We start from the raw sequence: 13,458 nt of genomic DNA, 5'->3' as shown, positions 1-13,458 counted from the left end.
TCGGCGGGCGCCGTTCGCGCGCCTGCCAGTTTCGCTTCATTTTCTCTCGGCTCCGGTCCGGCATTGCCTTGCCGCGCTTGGTAAAATCACGTCTTTCTGCCCATATAGAGCGAGCCGTGTAGGCGCGTCGAAGGAAATCGCATGAAACAGTATCTCGAGCTCGTCCGCACGATCCTCGACACCGGCACATGGCAGGAAAACCGCACGGGAATCCGCACCATCGGCATGCCCGGCGCCATGCTGCGCTTTGATTTGCAGCAGGGCTTCCCGGCCGTCACCACGAAGAAACTCGCATTCAAGTCGGCGATCGGCGAGATGATCGGTTTCCTGCGGGCGTCGAGGAGCGCGGCGGAGTTTCGCGCGCTCGGCTGCAAGGTGTGGGACGCCAACGCGAACGAAAATCCGCAGTGGCTCGCGAACCCGTATCGCGAGGGCCCCGACGATCTCGGCGACGTGTACGGCGTGCAATGGCGCCAGTGGCCGGCCTACAAGGTGATCGATGCCAACGCAGGCGACCAGATCGCCGATGCCACCCATCGCGGCTATCAGGTCGTGACGAGCTTCGTCGAAGGCGGGCGCGAGAAGGTGCTGCTCTACAAGGCGATCGACCAGTTGCGGCAATGCCTCGATACGATCGTCGAGAACCCGACCGACCGGCGCATTCTGTTTCATGCATGGAACCCGGCGAAACTCGACGAGATTGCGCTGCCCGCGTGCCATCTGCTGTATCAGTTCATTCCGAACGCGGCGAAGCGGGAAATCTCGCTGTGCCTGTATATCCGCAGTAACGACGTCGGCCTCGGCACGCCGTTCAACCTGACCGAAGGCGCGGCGCTCTTGCATCTCGTCGGACGGTTGACGGGCTATGCGCCGCGCTGGTTCACGTATTTCATCGGCGACGCGCACATCTACGAGAACCAGCTCGACATGCTCAACGAGCAACTCACGCGCGAGCCGTTCGCCAGTCCGCAACTGGTCCTCTCTGATCGCGTGCCCGACTACGCCGTGACGAACCGTTATGAACCGGAGTGGCTGGAGAAAATCGAGCCGGCGGATTTCGCGCTGGAGGGATATCGGCATCACGAGGCGCTCAAGGCGCCGATGGCGGTGTAGTTTTGCGCCTCCTGATGCTCAAGCAAAACGCGCGGCCCTGACCGCGCGTTTTGCTTTTTTCGGACCGGGCGAGACGCTTTAGCCCCGGTGATGCGGGTCGCCGTTGCCGCCGGCCGTGTGCGGCTGCTCCTGATGTGGCGGAGCCTGGTGCTGCTGCGAGGGCTGCTGCGGTTGCGCACGCGGCTCCTGACGGGCTTGCGGTTGCGGCGGCGGCATCTGCTGCGGTGTCGGCGCGTGGACCTGCTGGCGGGGCATCTGCTGGGCCTGCGGCGCGTGAACCTCGGGGCGGGGCATCGGCTGGGTCTGCGGCGGACGGAAGTCCTGTCGCGGCTCGCGCGCGTTCTGGTTCTGCACCTGCTGTTGATGCGCCGGTGGCTGCGCTTGCGGCTGCTGAGCGCCGCGGAAGATCTGCGGCGGTTGCGCCGACGCGGACCGCTGGTCGTTGCGCATCGGCGCGGCCTGCGGCATCGGCGGCGGGATGCGTTGATCGGCATGCTGCATCGGCGGATGCGGAACCGCAGCTGCGTCCCGTTGCTGCGGGCCATTTGCCGCGAACGCGCCATTCTGGCGAGGCGGTTGTCCGGCTGGACGCTCTTGCGGCGAGGCGTTGCGCTGCTGCTGGCGGTCGGCCTGCATCGCAGGCGAATTTCGGCCGACGTGCTGCTGACCGTCGTTACCGGACCATTGCGGTCCGTGCTGGACGAGCCCCGGTTGTCGGTTGGCATCGGAAGGTGGCTGACCGTTGCCCCATTGCACCGTCTGAGGCGGTCGCGGGACGCCGCCGTTGCGTCCGTCGCCGGGGGGATGGCCTGCCTGCGAGCCGCCGCGCGGCGTCTGCGCCCCGGCGACGCTCGGATTGACCGGCCGTGCACCGCCGCGCGCCGCGATCGCCGCGTCTTCCAGGGAACGCGCCGGCCCGTGCGTCGCGACGAGATGAATGTTCTCGCGCCCGTTCGGCATCGGCGGCGCATTGCCCCGCGTGTTGCCCCTTGAGGTTCGCGCGCCATCGGCGTCGGGCGCGAAACGTACCGCCGGATTCCCCGCGCCCGTGACGCGCGCGCCCGGACCGGCCGCCAGTCGCCGCGCATAGGTGTCGTGAAACGAGGGGGGCGCAAGCGGGGCGCGGGTCGCGACGACCGGGCGACCGAACGCGCCCTGCGGCGGCCGGTAATCGGCGCGTCGCAGACCCGGTCCGAAGCTCTCGCGCGTCGGCGCGATACCCGGGCCGCCTTCGGTAAAGCGGGGATTGCGCCAGCGCTCCGGGTCCACGCGCACGGCTTCGCGTCCGGCGGGCCGTCCGTGGACGAATGCCGTCGCCGGCACGGCGGTCACGGCGCCCGGTGCGCGATAGTTCACGTAGGCGTTGCGGATGTGCACCGACTGGTCGACGTACACGTTGCGGTTCACCCGCTCGTCATAGCGCGGACTCCAGCCGTTGCGATGTCCGCGCCACGGCTCGCCCGGGCCGAGCGGAAACCACGCCACGCCCGCCGCCGCCGCGCCGCCGATCGCGAGGTTCACGTTCCAGTCGACGCCGCCGCCGCCATCGCCGACGAACGCGACCAGCGCCGGCGCATACGCGGGCGGCGCGCTCTCGACGAGCGGTCCCGGCACCCACGCCCAGCGCGATCCGGCGTAGGCCCAGCGGCCATAGTGGTAAGGCGCGAAGCCCCAGGGCGCGTCGTCGATCCAGGTCCAGCCCCACGGCGCCTGCCATGCCCAGTGTCCCTGCCGATACGGCGCCCAGTCCGCCGGCACCGCGTTCGGCACCCACACGTCGCCGTACGACGGATCGTGCTGCCAGTTGCCATTGGCATCGAGATCCTGATAGCCGGGGACGTCGCGCGACACATAGCGCGCCGAGACCGACCGGTCCTCGGCCGCGTCGCGGTCGGCGGCCCACTGGTCGAAGCCGTCGGCCGCCGGCACGCCGCTCGCCGCGACCTGCTGCAACGCGGTGCCGGCAAAGGTGATCTGCTGGCCGGCGCGCATCGGCGCCGCGCCGCCGTCGCCGTATGCCGTGAGGCTGCCGCTTCGCACGGTGACGGTCGTGCGGCTGCCGTCCGGCGCCACGTCGACGCGATAGTCCCCCGGCGAGGTAATGCCGAGCGCCGCGTTGGGCGTATCGATTTCGTAGGCGCTGCCCGGCGGCACCGAGCGCACGCGGGTCGAGAGCGTTCCCTGCGCGACCTTGAGTTGCGCGTTGGCGTCGTCGAGCGAAAGAATGTCGAGACTCGTCGACGACCCGAGCCGCACCGCCGTCGAGCCGATATGCAGCTCCGAGCGCGCGTTCTCATCGTTCCAGAGCTGGTCGCCGGTCGTGAGCGGCCGGTTGATCTGCGCGTAGCTCCAGTCTGCGCCGCCGGCCGGCTCGCTCGTCACGGTGCCGGCCATGTAGTTCAGGCGCGCGACGCGCCCGGGCGGATCGGCGTCGGCGGGGGCGGCCGCGATATCGGGAGCCGATTGCGTCGATTGCGCCGTTTGCGCGAGCGAGACGGCCGCCGGTCCGAGCAGCAGCGAGCAGGCGCAGAGTGTGGCCGTGGCGATTCGGGTAAGACGATGGACGCGCATGTGGATCTCCCGGGGCGGCGTCGAGTTGTTGTTGTGAAGGCCGACGCGGCCTGTCGATCCAATGTACCTTCCGCGCCTGTATCAGGGCGCTGTCGTTTGTAAGCGGCGGCGTCGCGGCGTAACAAAGCTTTGCAGGCGCGGACGGTCGTCAGCGCTCGTCAGCGCTCGTCAGCGCTCGTCAGCGGTCGGCGAGAAAGCGCTCGAAATGCGCGCGCCCGGACGGCGTCACGCGCAGCACGCGGCGCTTCGTCGTGGCTTCGAGCCAGCCGTGCGCGGCGCAACGGTCGAGAAATGCCGCGCCGAGCGCGCCGCCCAGATGCGGCCGCCGCTCGCTCCAGTCGATGCAGGTGCAGGCGAAGCGCCGTCGCCGCGCGCGTTGTGCGGTGATGTCGATTCCGAGACGCGCGAATTCGCTGGCGCCCTCGGGCGTCGGTTCGAGGGTGGTCGGCCCGTTGTCCGCGCGGCTGGCGGCGGCGAGCCAGCGCCGCGCGAGCATCCGGTCGAAGAGCTGCACCGCCAGTTCGCCCGCCAGATGGTCGTAGCAGGTGCGGGCGTAGCGCATGTCGAGCGGCACGGCGGACGGCGGCCGCTCGGGCGCCGAGCGCTGCGGGGCGCTCGCCTGCGCGAGGTTCGCGAGCGCTTCGATGGCCGCGGCGATGTCGGGCGTCGCGATCCGGTAGTAGCGGTGGCGGCCGCTCACTTCGAGCGCGAGCAGTCCGCCCTCGGTCAGCCGCGCGAGATGCGCGCTCGCCGCCGAGGGCGACAGTCCCGCGATCATCGTCAGTTCGCCGGCCGGCCGCGCGGTGCCGTCCATCAGCGACCAGAGCATCGCGGCGCGCCCCGGATCGGCGAGCAGCGCCCCGATGCGCGAGAGGCCCGGAAAATGGCGCGCGCGGGCGTCGGGGTCGTCGTGGGCGAGTGTCATGGCGTCTCCTGCTCCCGATACAAGATGCGTCCACTTTAAACGCTGCCGGCATCCGATGTTTCACGCGCGGCTGAAACGTCGATGCGCGTGCGCCCGAGGCGCGGGGCTAGAATGACGATTCGCGTATTCATGCCGTTGCAAGGAAATATCATGTCCAAGGTTGCTGTCGCGGCGCTCGTCGCCGCCTTGCTGCTGTGCGCCGGGTGCTCGGGGATGGCGGGATCGTCGTCGTCGTCGTCGGGCGGATCGAGCGGCATCACGATGTACGGCACGATCGACGAAGGCGTGACGATCCGCAAGTAAGGCGCTCGCACGCTGTCGTTCGGGCAGGCGCGGCCCCGGGGCTTTTTGCCGCCCCTATACTCGTTCTTACCCCATCCCTGTCGCGGGAACCTCCCGCACCGCGAGCCGCCATGACCACGCCGACCCCGTCGCCCGCGTCGCTTCAAACCGATACCCCCGCGCCCGAGCGCTCCGAAACCACCTTCCGCTTTCTCGCCGAGCCGACTTCCGTGAATTTCGGCGGCAAGGTCCACGGCGGCGCGCTGATGAAATGGATCGACGAAACCGGTTACGCCTGCGCCGCGATGTGGTCCGGCCGCTATTGCGTGACGGTGAGCGTCGGCAACATCCGCTTTAGGCGGCCGATTCTCGTCGGCAATCTGGTGGAACTGCGCGCACGCGTCGTCGCGACGGGCCGCACCAGCATGCACCTGCACATCTCCGTTCACGCGGGCGATCCGAAGGGCGGCGAACTCCAGCAGACGACCGATTGCCTCGTCGTGTTCGTCGCCGTCGACGAAGCAGGGCGGCCGGCGCCCGTGCCCGCTTTCGTTCCGGTCACCGAGGAGCAGAAGCGCCTCGCCAAATACGCGATGGACGTGAAGGACGCGCTCGATGCGATCGTCGAACTGAAGCCAGAGGAAGTGGCGGCCGGCAAGGTCTGATCGCTCGATAATTGCCGGCAATGCGCAGAAAACTTGCGCCGATCGGCTCGTTTCACGTAACAAATCAGAAGCATCTCATTCATCGACCCGTCCTCGACGGGCATAGTGCAGCGCACTCGCGCCAGCGCGTCTGACGCGCCGCGCGACGCCGACACTTGAACATCGATGAAGGGAGCAAGCATGAGCTGGGCTGCGGGTTACAACAATTCGGTCGAATACACGACCGGCTACTACCAGGAACAGAGCCCGACGTGGCTCAAGGCCGCGCTCGTGATGCAGCGCGTCGCCCCGCCCGCCGAGGGCAAGTTCACCTACTGCGAACTCGGCTTCGGACAGGGCCTGACGTCGCTGATCCTGGCGGCGACGCATCCGCAAGGCGACTTCTACGCGTGCGACTTCAACCCGCTGCACGTGATCGCGGCATCGTCCATTCGCGACGACGCGCAGTTGCCCAATCTCACGCTGCTCGAAAACAGCTTCGGCGAACTGGCCGACGGCCAGGTCGACCTGCCGATGTTCGATTTCGTGACGCTGCACGGCATCGTTTCGTGGGTGTCGAACGAAACGCGCGCGCAGATCGTGCGCTTTCTCGCGCGCTATCTGAAGCCGGGCGGCGTCGTGCAGATCAGCTACAACGCGATGGCCGCGTGCGCGCAGGTCCAGCCGCTGCAACGCCTGCTGACGCTGCATGCCGGCAACCGGGGCGAACACTTCGCGGGCGCGGCGGCATTCGCACGGCAACTGCTCGACACGAACGCGCTCCACTTCCAGCGCAATCCCGACGCGGCCGCACGCGTGAAGTCGTTCGATGCCGCCGACCAGCGCTATCTCGTGCACGAGTACATGCACGAACAATGGACGCCGTTTCACTTCACCGACATGGCGAACGAACTCGCCAACGCCAAGCTCGTGTACGCAGGCAGCGCGCGTTACGTGCAGATGTCGCCGGTGTCGTGGCTCACGAACGAACAGTCGGACGTGATCAATTCGATCAAGGACCCGATGTTCGCGGAAGAAGTCCGCGATTATTTCTGCAACCGGTCGTTCCGTTCCGACGTCTTCGTGCGCGGCCGTGCGCCGCTCAACGACGTGCGTCTGCGCGAGCACGCGAAGCGCGTGCATCTGTGGGCGAATCCGAAGGCGGAATACCAGCCGGCGGTGACGCTCGAGCACGCGAGCGTCAATCGCAGCGAGGATGCTCACCGGCCGCTCTTCGACCTGCTGCGCAGCAAGCCCGAAACGACGCTCGACGAACTCTTCGACGCGCCCGGACTCGCCGGATTCGGCATCGACTCGATCATGCAGCTCGTGCGCTTTTCGCTCGCGGCGGGGGAGACGTCGATCCGTTATGGCGACGTCGCACCGCGCGCCGCCGCCGATCGCCTGAACACCGTGCTGCTGGATCGCGCGGAACGCGGCGAAAAGTGGGATGCGCTTGCGTCGCCGAAATTCGCGGGCGGCGTGCCGGTCGGCTTGCTCGACCAGTTGCTGATCGCGCCGTTGCGCATGAAACGCGATCCGAAAGCGGCGCTCACGAGCGATATCGACGAACTCGTCGCACGCGCCGAGCGCTCGCTCACCAATAGCGGCCTGCACCTGAACGTCGGCTCGCGCGCGACCACGCGTGAAGAAATGCCGGCCGCGATCCGCAACATTTTCAACACGTCCGGTCCGGCACTCGTCGCCCTGTGCGATCAAAACGATCTCTGGCCCGCCAGCGACGCCTGATCGAACGCAGTAACACCGCAAAGCGCGGCGGCTTTCTAGCCGCCGCGTTTGTTTCAACGTCTGGTCAGCGCTTCCCGACCATCTCCTCCGGCTTCACCCATTCGTCGAACTGCGCTTCGGTCACATATCCGAGCGCAAGCGCGGACGCCTTCAGCGTCGTGCCTTCCTTGTGCGCCTTCTTCGCGATCTGCGCGGCCTTGTCATAGCCGATATGCGGATTGAGCGCCGTCACGAGCATCAGCGATTCGTTCAGCAGGCTTTCGATGCGCTTTTCGTTCGGCTCGATGCCGACCGCGCAGTTGTCGTTGAAGCTCTGCGCGCCGTCGGCGAGCAGGCGCACCGACTGCAACATGTTGTGCGCGATCATCGGCCGGAACACATTTAGCTCGAAATTGCCGCTCGCGCCGCCGAAGTTCACCGCGACGTCGTTGCCGAACACCTGGCAGCAGAGCATCGTGACGGCTTCGGACTGCGTCGGGTTGACCTTGCCCGGCATGATCGAACTGCCCGGCTCGTTCTCCGGAATCGACAGTTCGCCGAGACCGCAGCGCGGACCGCTCGCGAGCCAGCGGATGTCGTTCGCGATCTTCATCAGGCTGGCCGCGACGGTCTTGAGTGCGCCGTGCGCGGCGACGAGCGCGTCGGCGGCGGCCATCACTTCGAACTTGTTCGGCGCGGTCTCGAAGGGCAGGCCGGTCAGCTTGCCGATTGCCTGCGCCACTTTCGCCGCGAACGCCGGATGCGCGTTCAGGCCCGTGCCGACCGCCGTGCCGCCCTGCGCGAGCTGGTAGAGATGCGGCAGCGTTGCCTCGACATGGCGCACGCCCTGGTCGAGCTGCGCGACGTAGCCCGAAAACTCCTGCCCGAGCGTGAGCGGCGTTGCGTCCTGCAAGTGCGTGCGGCCGATCTTCACGATGTGATCGAACGCCTTCGCTTTCTCGTCGAGCGTCTCGCGCAGGACCTTGAGCGACGGCACCAGATGCTTGACGATCGCGTAGGCCGCGGCGACGTGCATCGCGGTCGGGAAAACATCGTTCGACGACTGTCCGCGATTCACGTCGTCGTTCGGATGCACGAGGCGCTCTTCGCCGCGCTGGCCGCCCATCAACTCGCTCGCGCGATTGGCGATCACTTCGTTCAGATTCATGTTGGTCTGCGTGCCCGAGCCCGTCTGCCAGACGGCGAGCGGGAATTCGTCCGGATGCTTTCCATCGATGATCTCGTCGGCGGCCTGAATGATCGCGCGCGCCTTCTTCTCGTCGAGCACTTTCAGTTCGAGATTCACCTCGGCGGCGGCGCGCTTGACGATGGCGAGCGCGGTGATCAGTTCCGGCGACTGCTTCTCGGACGAAATCTTGAAGTTCTGCAGCGAACGCTGCGTCTGCGCGCCCCACAACTTGTGATTCGGCACGGCGATTTCGCCGAAGGTGTCCTTTTCCAGCCGCACATCGCCCTTCGCTTGCTCGGTCATGGCTTGAAAGCTCCTTCAAAGCTGCCCGTCGACGGGCAGCAACGTGAAAAGACCCGTCATCGCGTTACGGTAGAAGCCCGCTTGCGGATCGAAGTTGTAGGTCACGGCGCCCTCGCGCTCGACGGTCGTCCAGACGAGCGGCGAAAGCGGCGAGCCGGTCGAAGCGAGCCGCGCAAGCGTGTCCGGCGACGCCAGTTCGACACGATAGCTCGACTCCGGCCGGATGCTGCGCTGGAACAACTGCGCGGCTTCGTCGGCGACCGGCTGGCTGTGGATCACGAGTGCGAGTTCGGTGTTCAGCAGCGCCGAGCGCGGATCGAGATTCATCGAGCCGATCACGAGAATACTCCGATCGATGACATACGCCTTCGCATGCAGGCTCGCGCGCGATTGAGAACCGAACAGACTCGCGTTCGGACGGTCTTCTCCTTCGGCCTGCATCGGCTTGAATTCGTACAGATCGACGCCGTTTTTCAGGAGCGGCACGCGGTACGGCGCGTAGCCCGCCTGCACCGCGACGGCGTCGGTAGCGGCGAGCGAATTGGTCAGCACCGCGACGCGCACGCCGCGCTGCGTGAGCGCCGAGAGCGCCTTCACGCCGACTTCGTGCGGCACGAAATACGGCGACAGGATCAAAAATTCGCGCTGCGCCTGCTTGACGAGCTCGGCGAGACGCTCCATCGGCGGGCTTTTGTAGTCGTCGCTCGGATGTTCGATCTTCGACGGCGAATCGGCCTCGAATTCGGTCGGCGCCCAGACGAGGCCCATTTCGCCGCGCGCGATCTGCTGGGCTAGCGGCGTCGCGTTCAGCGGCTTCGCGTTGAGCGGCTCGGCGTTCGTGCGCCAGTGGTGGCGCAGGTCGTCGCGGGTCTTGTCGAGATCGGCGGGATCGAACTTCTGCTTGTTCAGCACGCGCAGCGGATAGGCGAGCGAACTGTTCCAGTAGTCGTCGAAGCTCGATGAAATCTTGTGCGCGACCGGGCCTGCCGTGAACACGTCGAGATCGCGAAATTGCAGCGTCGGGCTCGCGCTGAAGTATTCGTCGCCGAGATTGCGGCCGCCGACGATCGCGATCTGGTTGTCCGCGATCATCGACTTGTTGTGCATCCGGCGCGTGAAATGGCCGATCTGCGTCAAGAGGTTCTGCGTGCGCTCGGCGAAGCTCTGCTGCGCGCTGCCGAACGGGTTGAACACGCGGATCTCGATGTTCTCGTGCGAATTGAGCGCCGCCATGATCTGGTCGATGTCCTTGAAGTTCAGGTCGTCGACCAGCATCCGCACCCGCACGCCGCGATCCGCCGCATAGAGCGCCGCCCCGAGCAGCAGCTTGCCGGTTTCATCCTCGTTGGCGATGTAGTACTGCATGTCGAGCGTCTTCGTCGCCGCGCGCGCGAGTGCGATGCGCGCTTGCAGCGCGTCGGTGCCGCTCGGCAAAAGGCGCACCGCCGACTGATCCGGATGCGCCGCTTCGAGCGGCGCGAGCGCGGTCTGGAGCGGCGTCGGGATGGTCGGGGAGAGCGCGCGGGTGACGTAGCGGTCGAACGCGGTGGCGGGCGGACGCGCGGCGCAGCCCGCGAGCATGAGCGCGGCCACGGCGGCCGAGGCGATTCTTCGCGACCGGCTTCGGCGCCTGTTGGCTCTTTCCTGGATGTCACGCGATGCCGCGTGTATGACGGGTGCTGCGACTGACGTTCCCCTGCATTCCGACACGTGCTTTCCTCTTTTTTTGGTCTGCGGCACAGCATGGCGACGATGCGCGGCGCGTTGTCTTCGCGAGGTTAGCAAGGAACGTGCGCGCGGGACGCCATCTCTGAAACATTCTAGGGGAAATGGAACGCGGGCAAGCAATAGGGGAGTTGCTGATGCGGGGAGTTGCCGATGCGCTTGACCGGCGGCGTGCGCGCCACAGCACAGACGAAAAAAAGCCCGCCGTCGCGGCGGGCTCAATACCCCTGTCACTGGAGTCCCTCAAGGAGGAGACGATTTCATCCTAACCGCCGGTCCCGGCCGCTCCAACCAACGATGCGTGCTTTGCTTATGGCGCTTGGCGTTCGATGCTCATGCGTTGCGGCGCGCGCTCGCCGTCTCGCGCGCGGCGCTTTCCACGACCCCGCGTTCGACGATGCGCCGGCTCATCCGGTGAAAACGCAGCGTCATCAGCGCGGCGACGCTCGCGAGACCGGCGGCGAGACCCCACCAGAGTCCCTTGGTGCCCGCCCCGAAGTGGAACGCGAGCACGTAACCGGTCGGAAAGCCGATGCCCCAGTAGCCGAACGCGGCGGCGAGCATCGGCACGCGCGTGTCCTTCAGGCCACGCAGGCAGCCCGAGCCGACCGTCTGCATGCCGTCGACGATCTGGAACACGGCCGCGACGCCGAGCAGCGACGTCGCGAGCGCGACAGTGTGCGCGTTGGCGGGATCGTCGAGATTCAGGTAAAGGCCGACGATCGCATGCGGCGCCACGATCAGCACGATCCCCGACAGCATCATGAAGCCGACGCCCAGTGCGATCGCGACGAAGCCCGCGTGGCGCGCCGCCACCGGCACGCCCGCGCCGATCCAGTAGCCGACGCGCACGTTGGCCGCCTGGCCGATCGCGAGCGGCACCATGAACGCCACCGACGCCACGTTCAGCGCGATCTGGTGCGCGGCGAGCGGCGCTTCGCCGAGCAGGCCCACCATCATGCCGGTGGCGAGAAAGAGCGTCGATTCGACGCCGTAGGTGATCGCGACCGGCCAGCCGATGCCGAACAGTTCGCCCATCAGCGGCAGGCGCACGCGCGCGCGGGCGACGAAGTGCCGGTAGCGCGGGCGCAGGTGCAAGAAAGCGACGAGCGCGAACGCGATCGCCCAGACGGTGATCGAGGTCGCCGCCGCCGAGCCGAGGAACCCGTATTTCGGCAGGCCGTAGGCACCGTGGATCAGCCCGTAGTTGAGAAAACCGTTGACGAAAATGCCGCCGATCGACACCCACAAGAGCCGCCGCGCCGCGCCGATCGCCGGCAGGAACGCGCGCATCATGCCGACGCCGATCAGGCTGCCGGGCGTGCCCCAGCGCAGCACCGCGCAGTATTCGCCGACGTTCCTCGCGAGCGTCGCGGGCTCGTTGAACGCGAGCAGCAGCGGCTCGGCGTAGCTCAAGAGCACGAACGCGGGAATCGCGAGCAGCAGCGACAGCACGAAGCCCGTCCAGTAGATGTGCGGCACGCGGTCGTCGGCATTCGCGCCGCGCGCGTGCGCCACCGAGACGCTCACCGACGTCAGCACGCCCTGCAGCAGCGTGACCACGACGAAGAAGAGATTGGCGCCGAGGCCGCCGGCCGCGAGCGCGTCGGGGCCGAGCGAGCCGAGCAGGATCGTGTCGGTGACGCCCATCGCCATCTGCGAAAGCTGCGCGATCGCGAGCGGCGCGGCAAGCCGCGCGGTATCGACGGCGTGACGGGAAAAGCTGGGCGGCGGGCTCGCCGCGCGTGTGAAGCCGGGTTGCATGTCGGATCGGTGAGAAGAGACCGCCGCGCTCGGGTGCCGACGCGGCCGGAAACGAAAACGGAAACTGGACGGAAAACGCCAGCGGGCGGTCGGCGGTTCCTGACCGGAGCCGCTGACCGCCCGCTCGTCCGTGCATTCGAAATCTGGACGAAAGACGCCTAGCTTATTGCCTGACCTGTGGCATGTCGATGACGACGCGGCGCCCGGATACGCGCCTGAGCGTCAGACGGCCTTGAGCACCTTGATCGTCGATCCGTCGAGCGACACTTTTTGTCCCGCGCGGATCTTCGCCGTCTTGCGCAACTCGACCTTGCCATCGACCTTCACGTCGCCCATCGCGACGCGCGCCTTCGCCGAGCCGCCGCTGTCCGCGAGTCCCATCAGCTTGAGCAAATTGTGCAGTTCGATGAACTCGCCCGTCAGTGTGAATTCGAGTGGCGGCATGGTGACGGCGCGCGGCGTGCGCTCTGGAATGTGGGAAGGGCGCCCATGATAAACCACGCAGGCACAGCCCGTGCTGTTTCGACAGCGCGGGCGGAAAACGGTCGTTATCGGGTAAGTGTGCAAATGTAGCCAAGTGAAACGGTCGGTAACAATGACTGATTTGCGCGAACTCGCTGAACGGACCCGGGGTCTGACCGTGTGATCGATGCGTTTTCGGTCGCTGTTCATCAATCGAAGAATTCGGGCAGGCGGCGCTTCACTGGGTTTCATCGCTTCGTCCGGGACACCAACAAGAGAGGAAAGACTCATGAATAAGATTCAAACGTTGCTGATCGGCTCGGCTCTCGCTGCAATCGCTTCGACTTCTGCGTTCGCGCAGACCGCGCAACCCGCGCCGGCGAACGGTTCCCAGATGTCCGCGCAAATGCAGGGCGCGCCCGGCGTGACGCCGCCGCCGCAGAACGTGGTCGCCCCGGCGTCGACCGACCCGCTCGTCCAGAAGCGCGATGCCACTGCCAAGGCGAACGCGGAATATCGCGCGTCGAAGAAGGCCTCCAAGGCAGAACTGAAGGCGACGAACAAGGAAGCGAAGGCGCAATACAAGGAAGAAGTGCGCAACGCCAAGATCAACCAGAAGGCCGACAAGCAAACCGCGAAGGATGAACTGAACGCGGCCGAACCGTCGACGCCGAAGGACAGCGGCCTCCAGCACTAAGCCGGACGGCCAGGCAGGACAGGCCGCCGCGCGCCGAGAGCGCGGGCGGCCGCAT

At 66.8% G+C, this 13,458-nt stretch carries 11 protein-coding genes; 5 read left to right on the top strand and 6 right to left on the bottom strand.

Features of this window, described 5'->3' with window-relative positions:
* The first annotated feature begins 141 nt into the window (after positions 1–141).
* Positions 142–1,113: a thymidylate synthase gene (locus AWB66_RS13045; RefSeq protein ID WP_087630694.1), complete on the top strand. Its 972-nt coding sequence runs from the start codon at positions 142–144 to the stop codon at positions 1,111–1,113.
* Between the two features lie 78 nt (positions 1,114–1,191).
* Here AWB66_RS13045 and AWB66_RS13040 read toward each other — a convergent pair whose 3' ends face one another.
* Positions 1,192–3,684, bottom strand: coding sequence for a DUF6600 domain-containing protein (locus tag AWB66_RS13040; RefSeq protein ID WP_200818981.1), 2,493 nt, complete (start codon positions 3,682–3,684; stop codon positions 1,192–1,194).
* A 178-nt stretch (positions 3,685–3,862) separates the two neighbouring features.
* Entirely contained in the window at positions 3,863–4,609 is a 747-nt protein-coding gene (locus tag AWB66_RS13035) for an ArsR/SmtB family transcription factor (RefSeq protein WP_087630693.1), read from the bottom strand.
* Between the two features lie 150 nt (positions 4,610–4,759).
* Here AWB66_RS13035 and AWB66_RS34025 point away from each other — a divergent pair, with 150 nt between their 5' ends.
* The 3 genes from AWB66_RS34025 (at position 4,760) to AWB66_RS13020 (ending at position 7,284) form a co-directional block, all read left to right on the top strand.
* Positions 4,760–4,912: a hypothetical protein gene (locus AWB66_RS34025; protein ID WP_200818980.1), complete on the top strand. Its 153-nt coding sequence runs from the start codon at positions 4,760–4,762 to the stop codon at positions 4,910–4,912.
* A 110-nt stretch (positions 4,913–5,022) separates the two neighbouring features.
* The gene (locus AWB66_RS13025; RefSeq protein ID WP_087630691.1) at positions 5,023–5,556 is read left to right on the top strand and encodes an acyl-CoA thioesterase; all 534 of its coding nucleotides are present in this window, start codon (positions 5,023–5,025) and stop codon (positions 5,554–5,556) included.
* Between the two features lie 180 nt (positions 5,557–5,736).
* Positions 5,737–7,284: a class I SAM-dependent methyltransferase gene (locus AWB66_RS13020; RefSeq protein ID WP_159462905.1), complete on the top strand. Its 1,548-nt coding sequence runs from the start codon at positions 5,737–5,739 to the stop codon at positions 7,282–7,284.
* A gap of 64 nt (positions 7,285–7,348) precedes the next feature.
* Here AWB66_RS13020 and fumC read toward each other — a convergent pair whose 3' ends face one another.
* The 4 genes from fumC to AWB66_RS13000 form a co-directional block, all read right to left on the bottom strand.
* Positions 7,349–8,755, bottom strand: coding sequence for a class II fumarate hydratase (gene fumC / locus AWB66_RS13015; RefSeq protein ID WP_087630689.1), 1,407 nt, complete (start codon positions 8,753–8,755; stop codon positions 7,349–7,351).
* A 15-nt stretch (positions 8,756–8,770) separates the two neighbouring features.
* Positions 8,771–10,336, bottom strand: a complete 1,566-nt coding sequence (locus AWB66_RS13010; RefSeq protein ID WP_087630731.1) for a phospholipase D family protein — start codon at positions 10,334–10,336, stop codon at positions 8,771–8,773.
* Positions 10,337–10,813: 477 nt separating this feature from the next.
* Positions 10,814–12,244: an MATE family efflux transporter gene (locus tag AWB66_RS13005; RefSeq protein ID WP_087630688.1), complete on the bottom strand. Its 1,431-nt coding sequence runs from the start codon at positions 12,242–12,244 to the stop codon at positions 10,814–10,816.
* 222 nt (positions 12,245–12,466) lie between these two features.
* Complete coding sequence (locus tag AWB66_RS13000) at positions 12,467–12,688, bottom strand: RNA-binding S4 domain-containing protein (RefSeq protein ID WP_087630687.1); 222 nt, start codon at positions 12,686–12,688, stop codon at positions 12,467–12,469.
* Between the two features lie 307 nt (positions 12,689–12,995).
* Between AWB66_RS13000 and AWB66_RS12995 the strand changes: the two genes are divergently transcribed.
* Positions 12,996–13,403, top strand: coding sequence for a hypothetical protein (locus AWB66_RS12995; protein WP_087630686.1), 408 nt, complete (start codon positions 12,996–12,998; stop codon positions 13,401–13,403).
* The last annotated feature ends 55 nt before the right edge of the window (positions 13,404–13,458 follow it).

The organism is Caballeronia telluris, from assembly GCF_001544495.1.
Taxonomy (GTDB): Bacteria; Pseudomonadota; Gammaproteobacteria; order Burkholderiales; family Burkholderiaceae; genus Caballeronia; species Caballeronia telluris.
This window is presented reverse-complemented; position numbering and strand designations above follow the sequence as displayed.

What these genes read in the sequence shown, in the direction of transcription:
- AWB66_RS12995 (WP_087630686.1), top strand. Translation starts at nt 12,996, where the DNA reads ATGAATAAGATTCAAACGTTGCTGATCGGCTCGGCTCTCGCTGCAATC.
- AWB66_RS13010 (WP_087630731.1), bottom strand. Translation starts at nt 10,336, where the DNA reads ATGCTCGCGGGCTGCGCCGCGCGTCCGCCCGCCACCGCGTTCGACCGC.
- AWB66_RS13045 (WP_087630694.1), top strand. Translation starts at nt 142, where the DNA reads ATGAAACAGTATCTCGAGCTCGTCCGCACGATCCTCGACACCGGCACA.
- AWB66_RS13035 (WP_087630693.1), bottom strand. Translation starts at nt 4,609, where the DNA reads ATGACACTCGCCCACGACGACCCCGACGCCCGCGCGCGCCATTTTCCG.
- AWB66_RS13025 (WP_087630691.1), top strand. Translation starts at nt 5,023, where the DNA reads ATGACCACGCCGACCCCGTCGCCCGCGTCGCTTCAAACCGATACCCCC.
- AWB66_RS13020 (WP_159462905.1), top strand. Translation starts at nt 5,737, where the DNA reads ATGAGCTGGGCTGCGGGTTACAACAATTCGGTCGAATACACGACCGGC.
- fumC (WP_087630689.1), bottom strand. Translation starts at nt 8,755, where the DNA reads ATGACCGAGCAAGCGAAGGGCGATGTGCGGCTGGAAAAGGACACCTTC.
- AWB66_RS13040 (WP_200818981.1), bottom strand. Translation starts at nt 3,684, where the DNA reads ATGCGCGTCCATCGTCTTACCCGAATCGCCACGGCCACACTCTGCGCC.
- AWB66_RS13005 (WP_087630688.1), bottom strand. Translation starts at nt 12,244, where the DNA reads ATGCAACCCGGCTTCACACGCGCGGCGAGCCCGCCGCCCAGCTTTTCC.
- AWB66_RS13000 (WP_087630687.1), bottom strand. Translation starts at nt 12,688, where the DNA reads ATGCCGCCACTCGAATTCACACTGACGGGCGAGTTCATCGAACTGCAC.
- AWB66_RS34025 (WP_200818980.1), top strand. Translation starts at nt 4,760, where the DNA reads ATGTCCAAGGTTGCTGTCGCGGCGCTCGTCGCCGCCTTGCTGCTGTGC.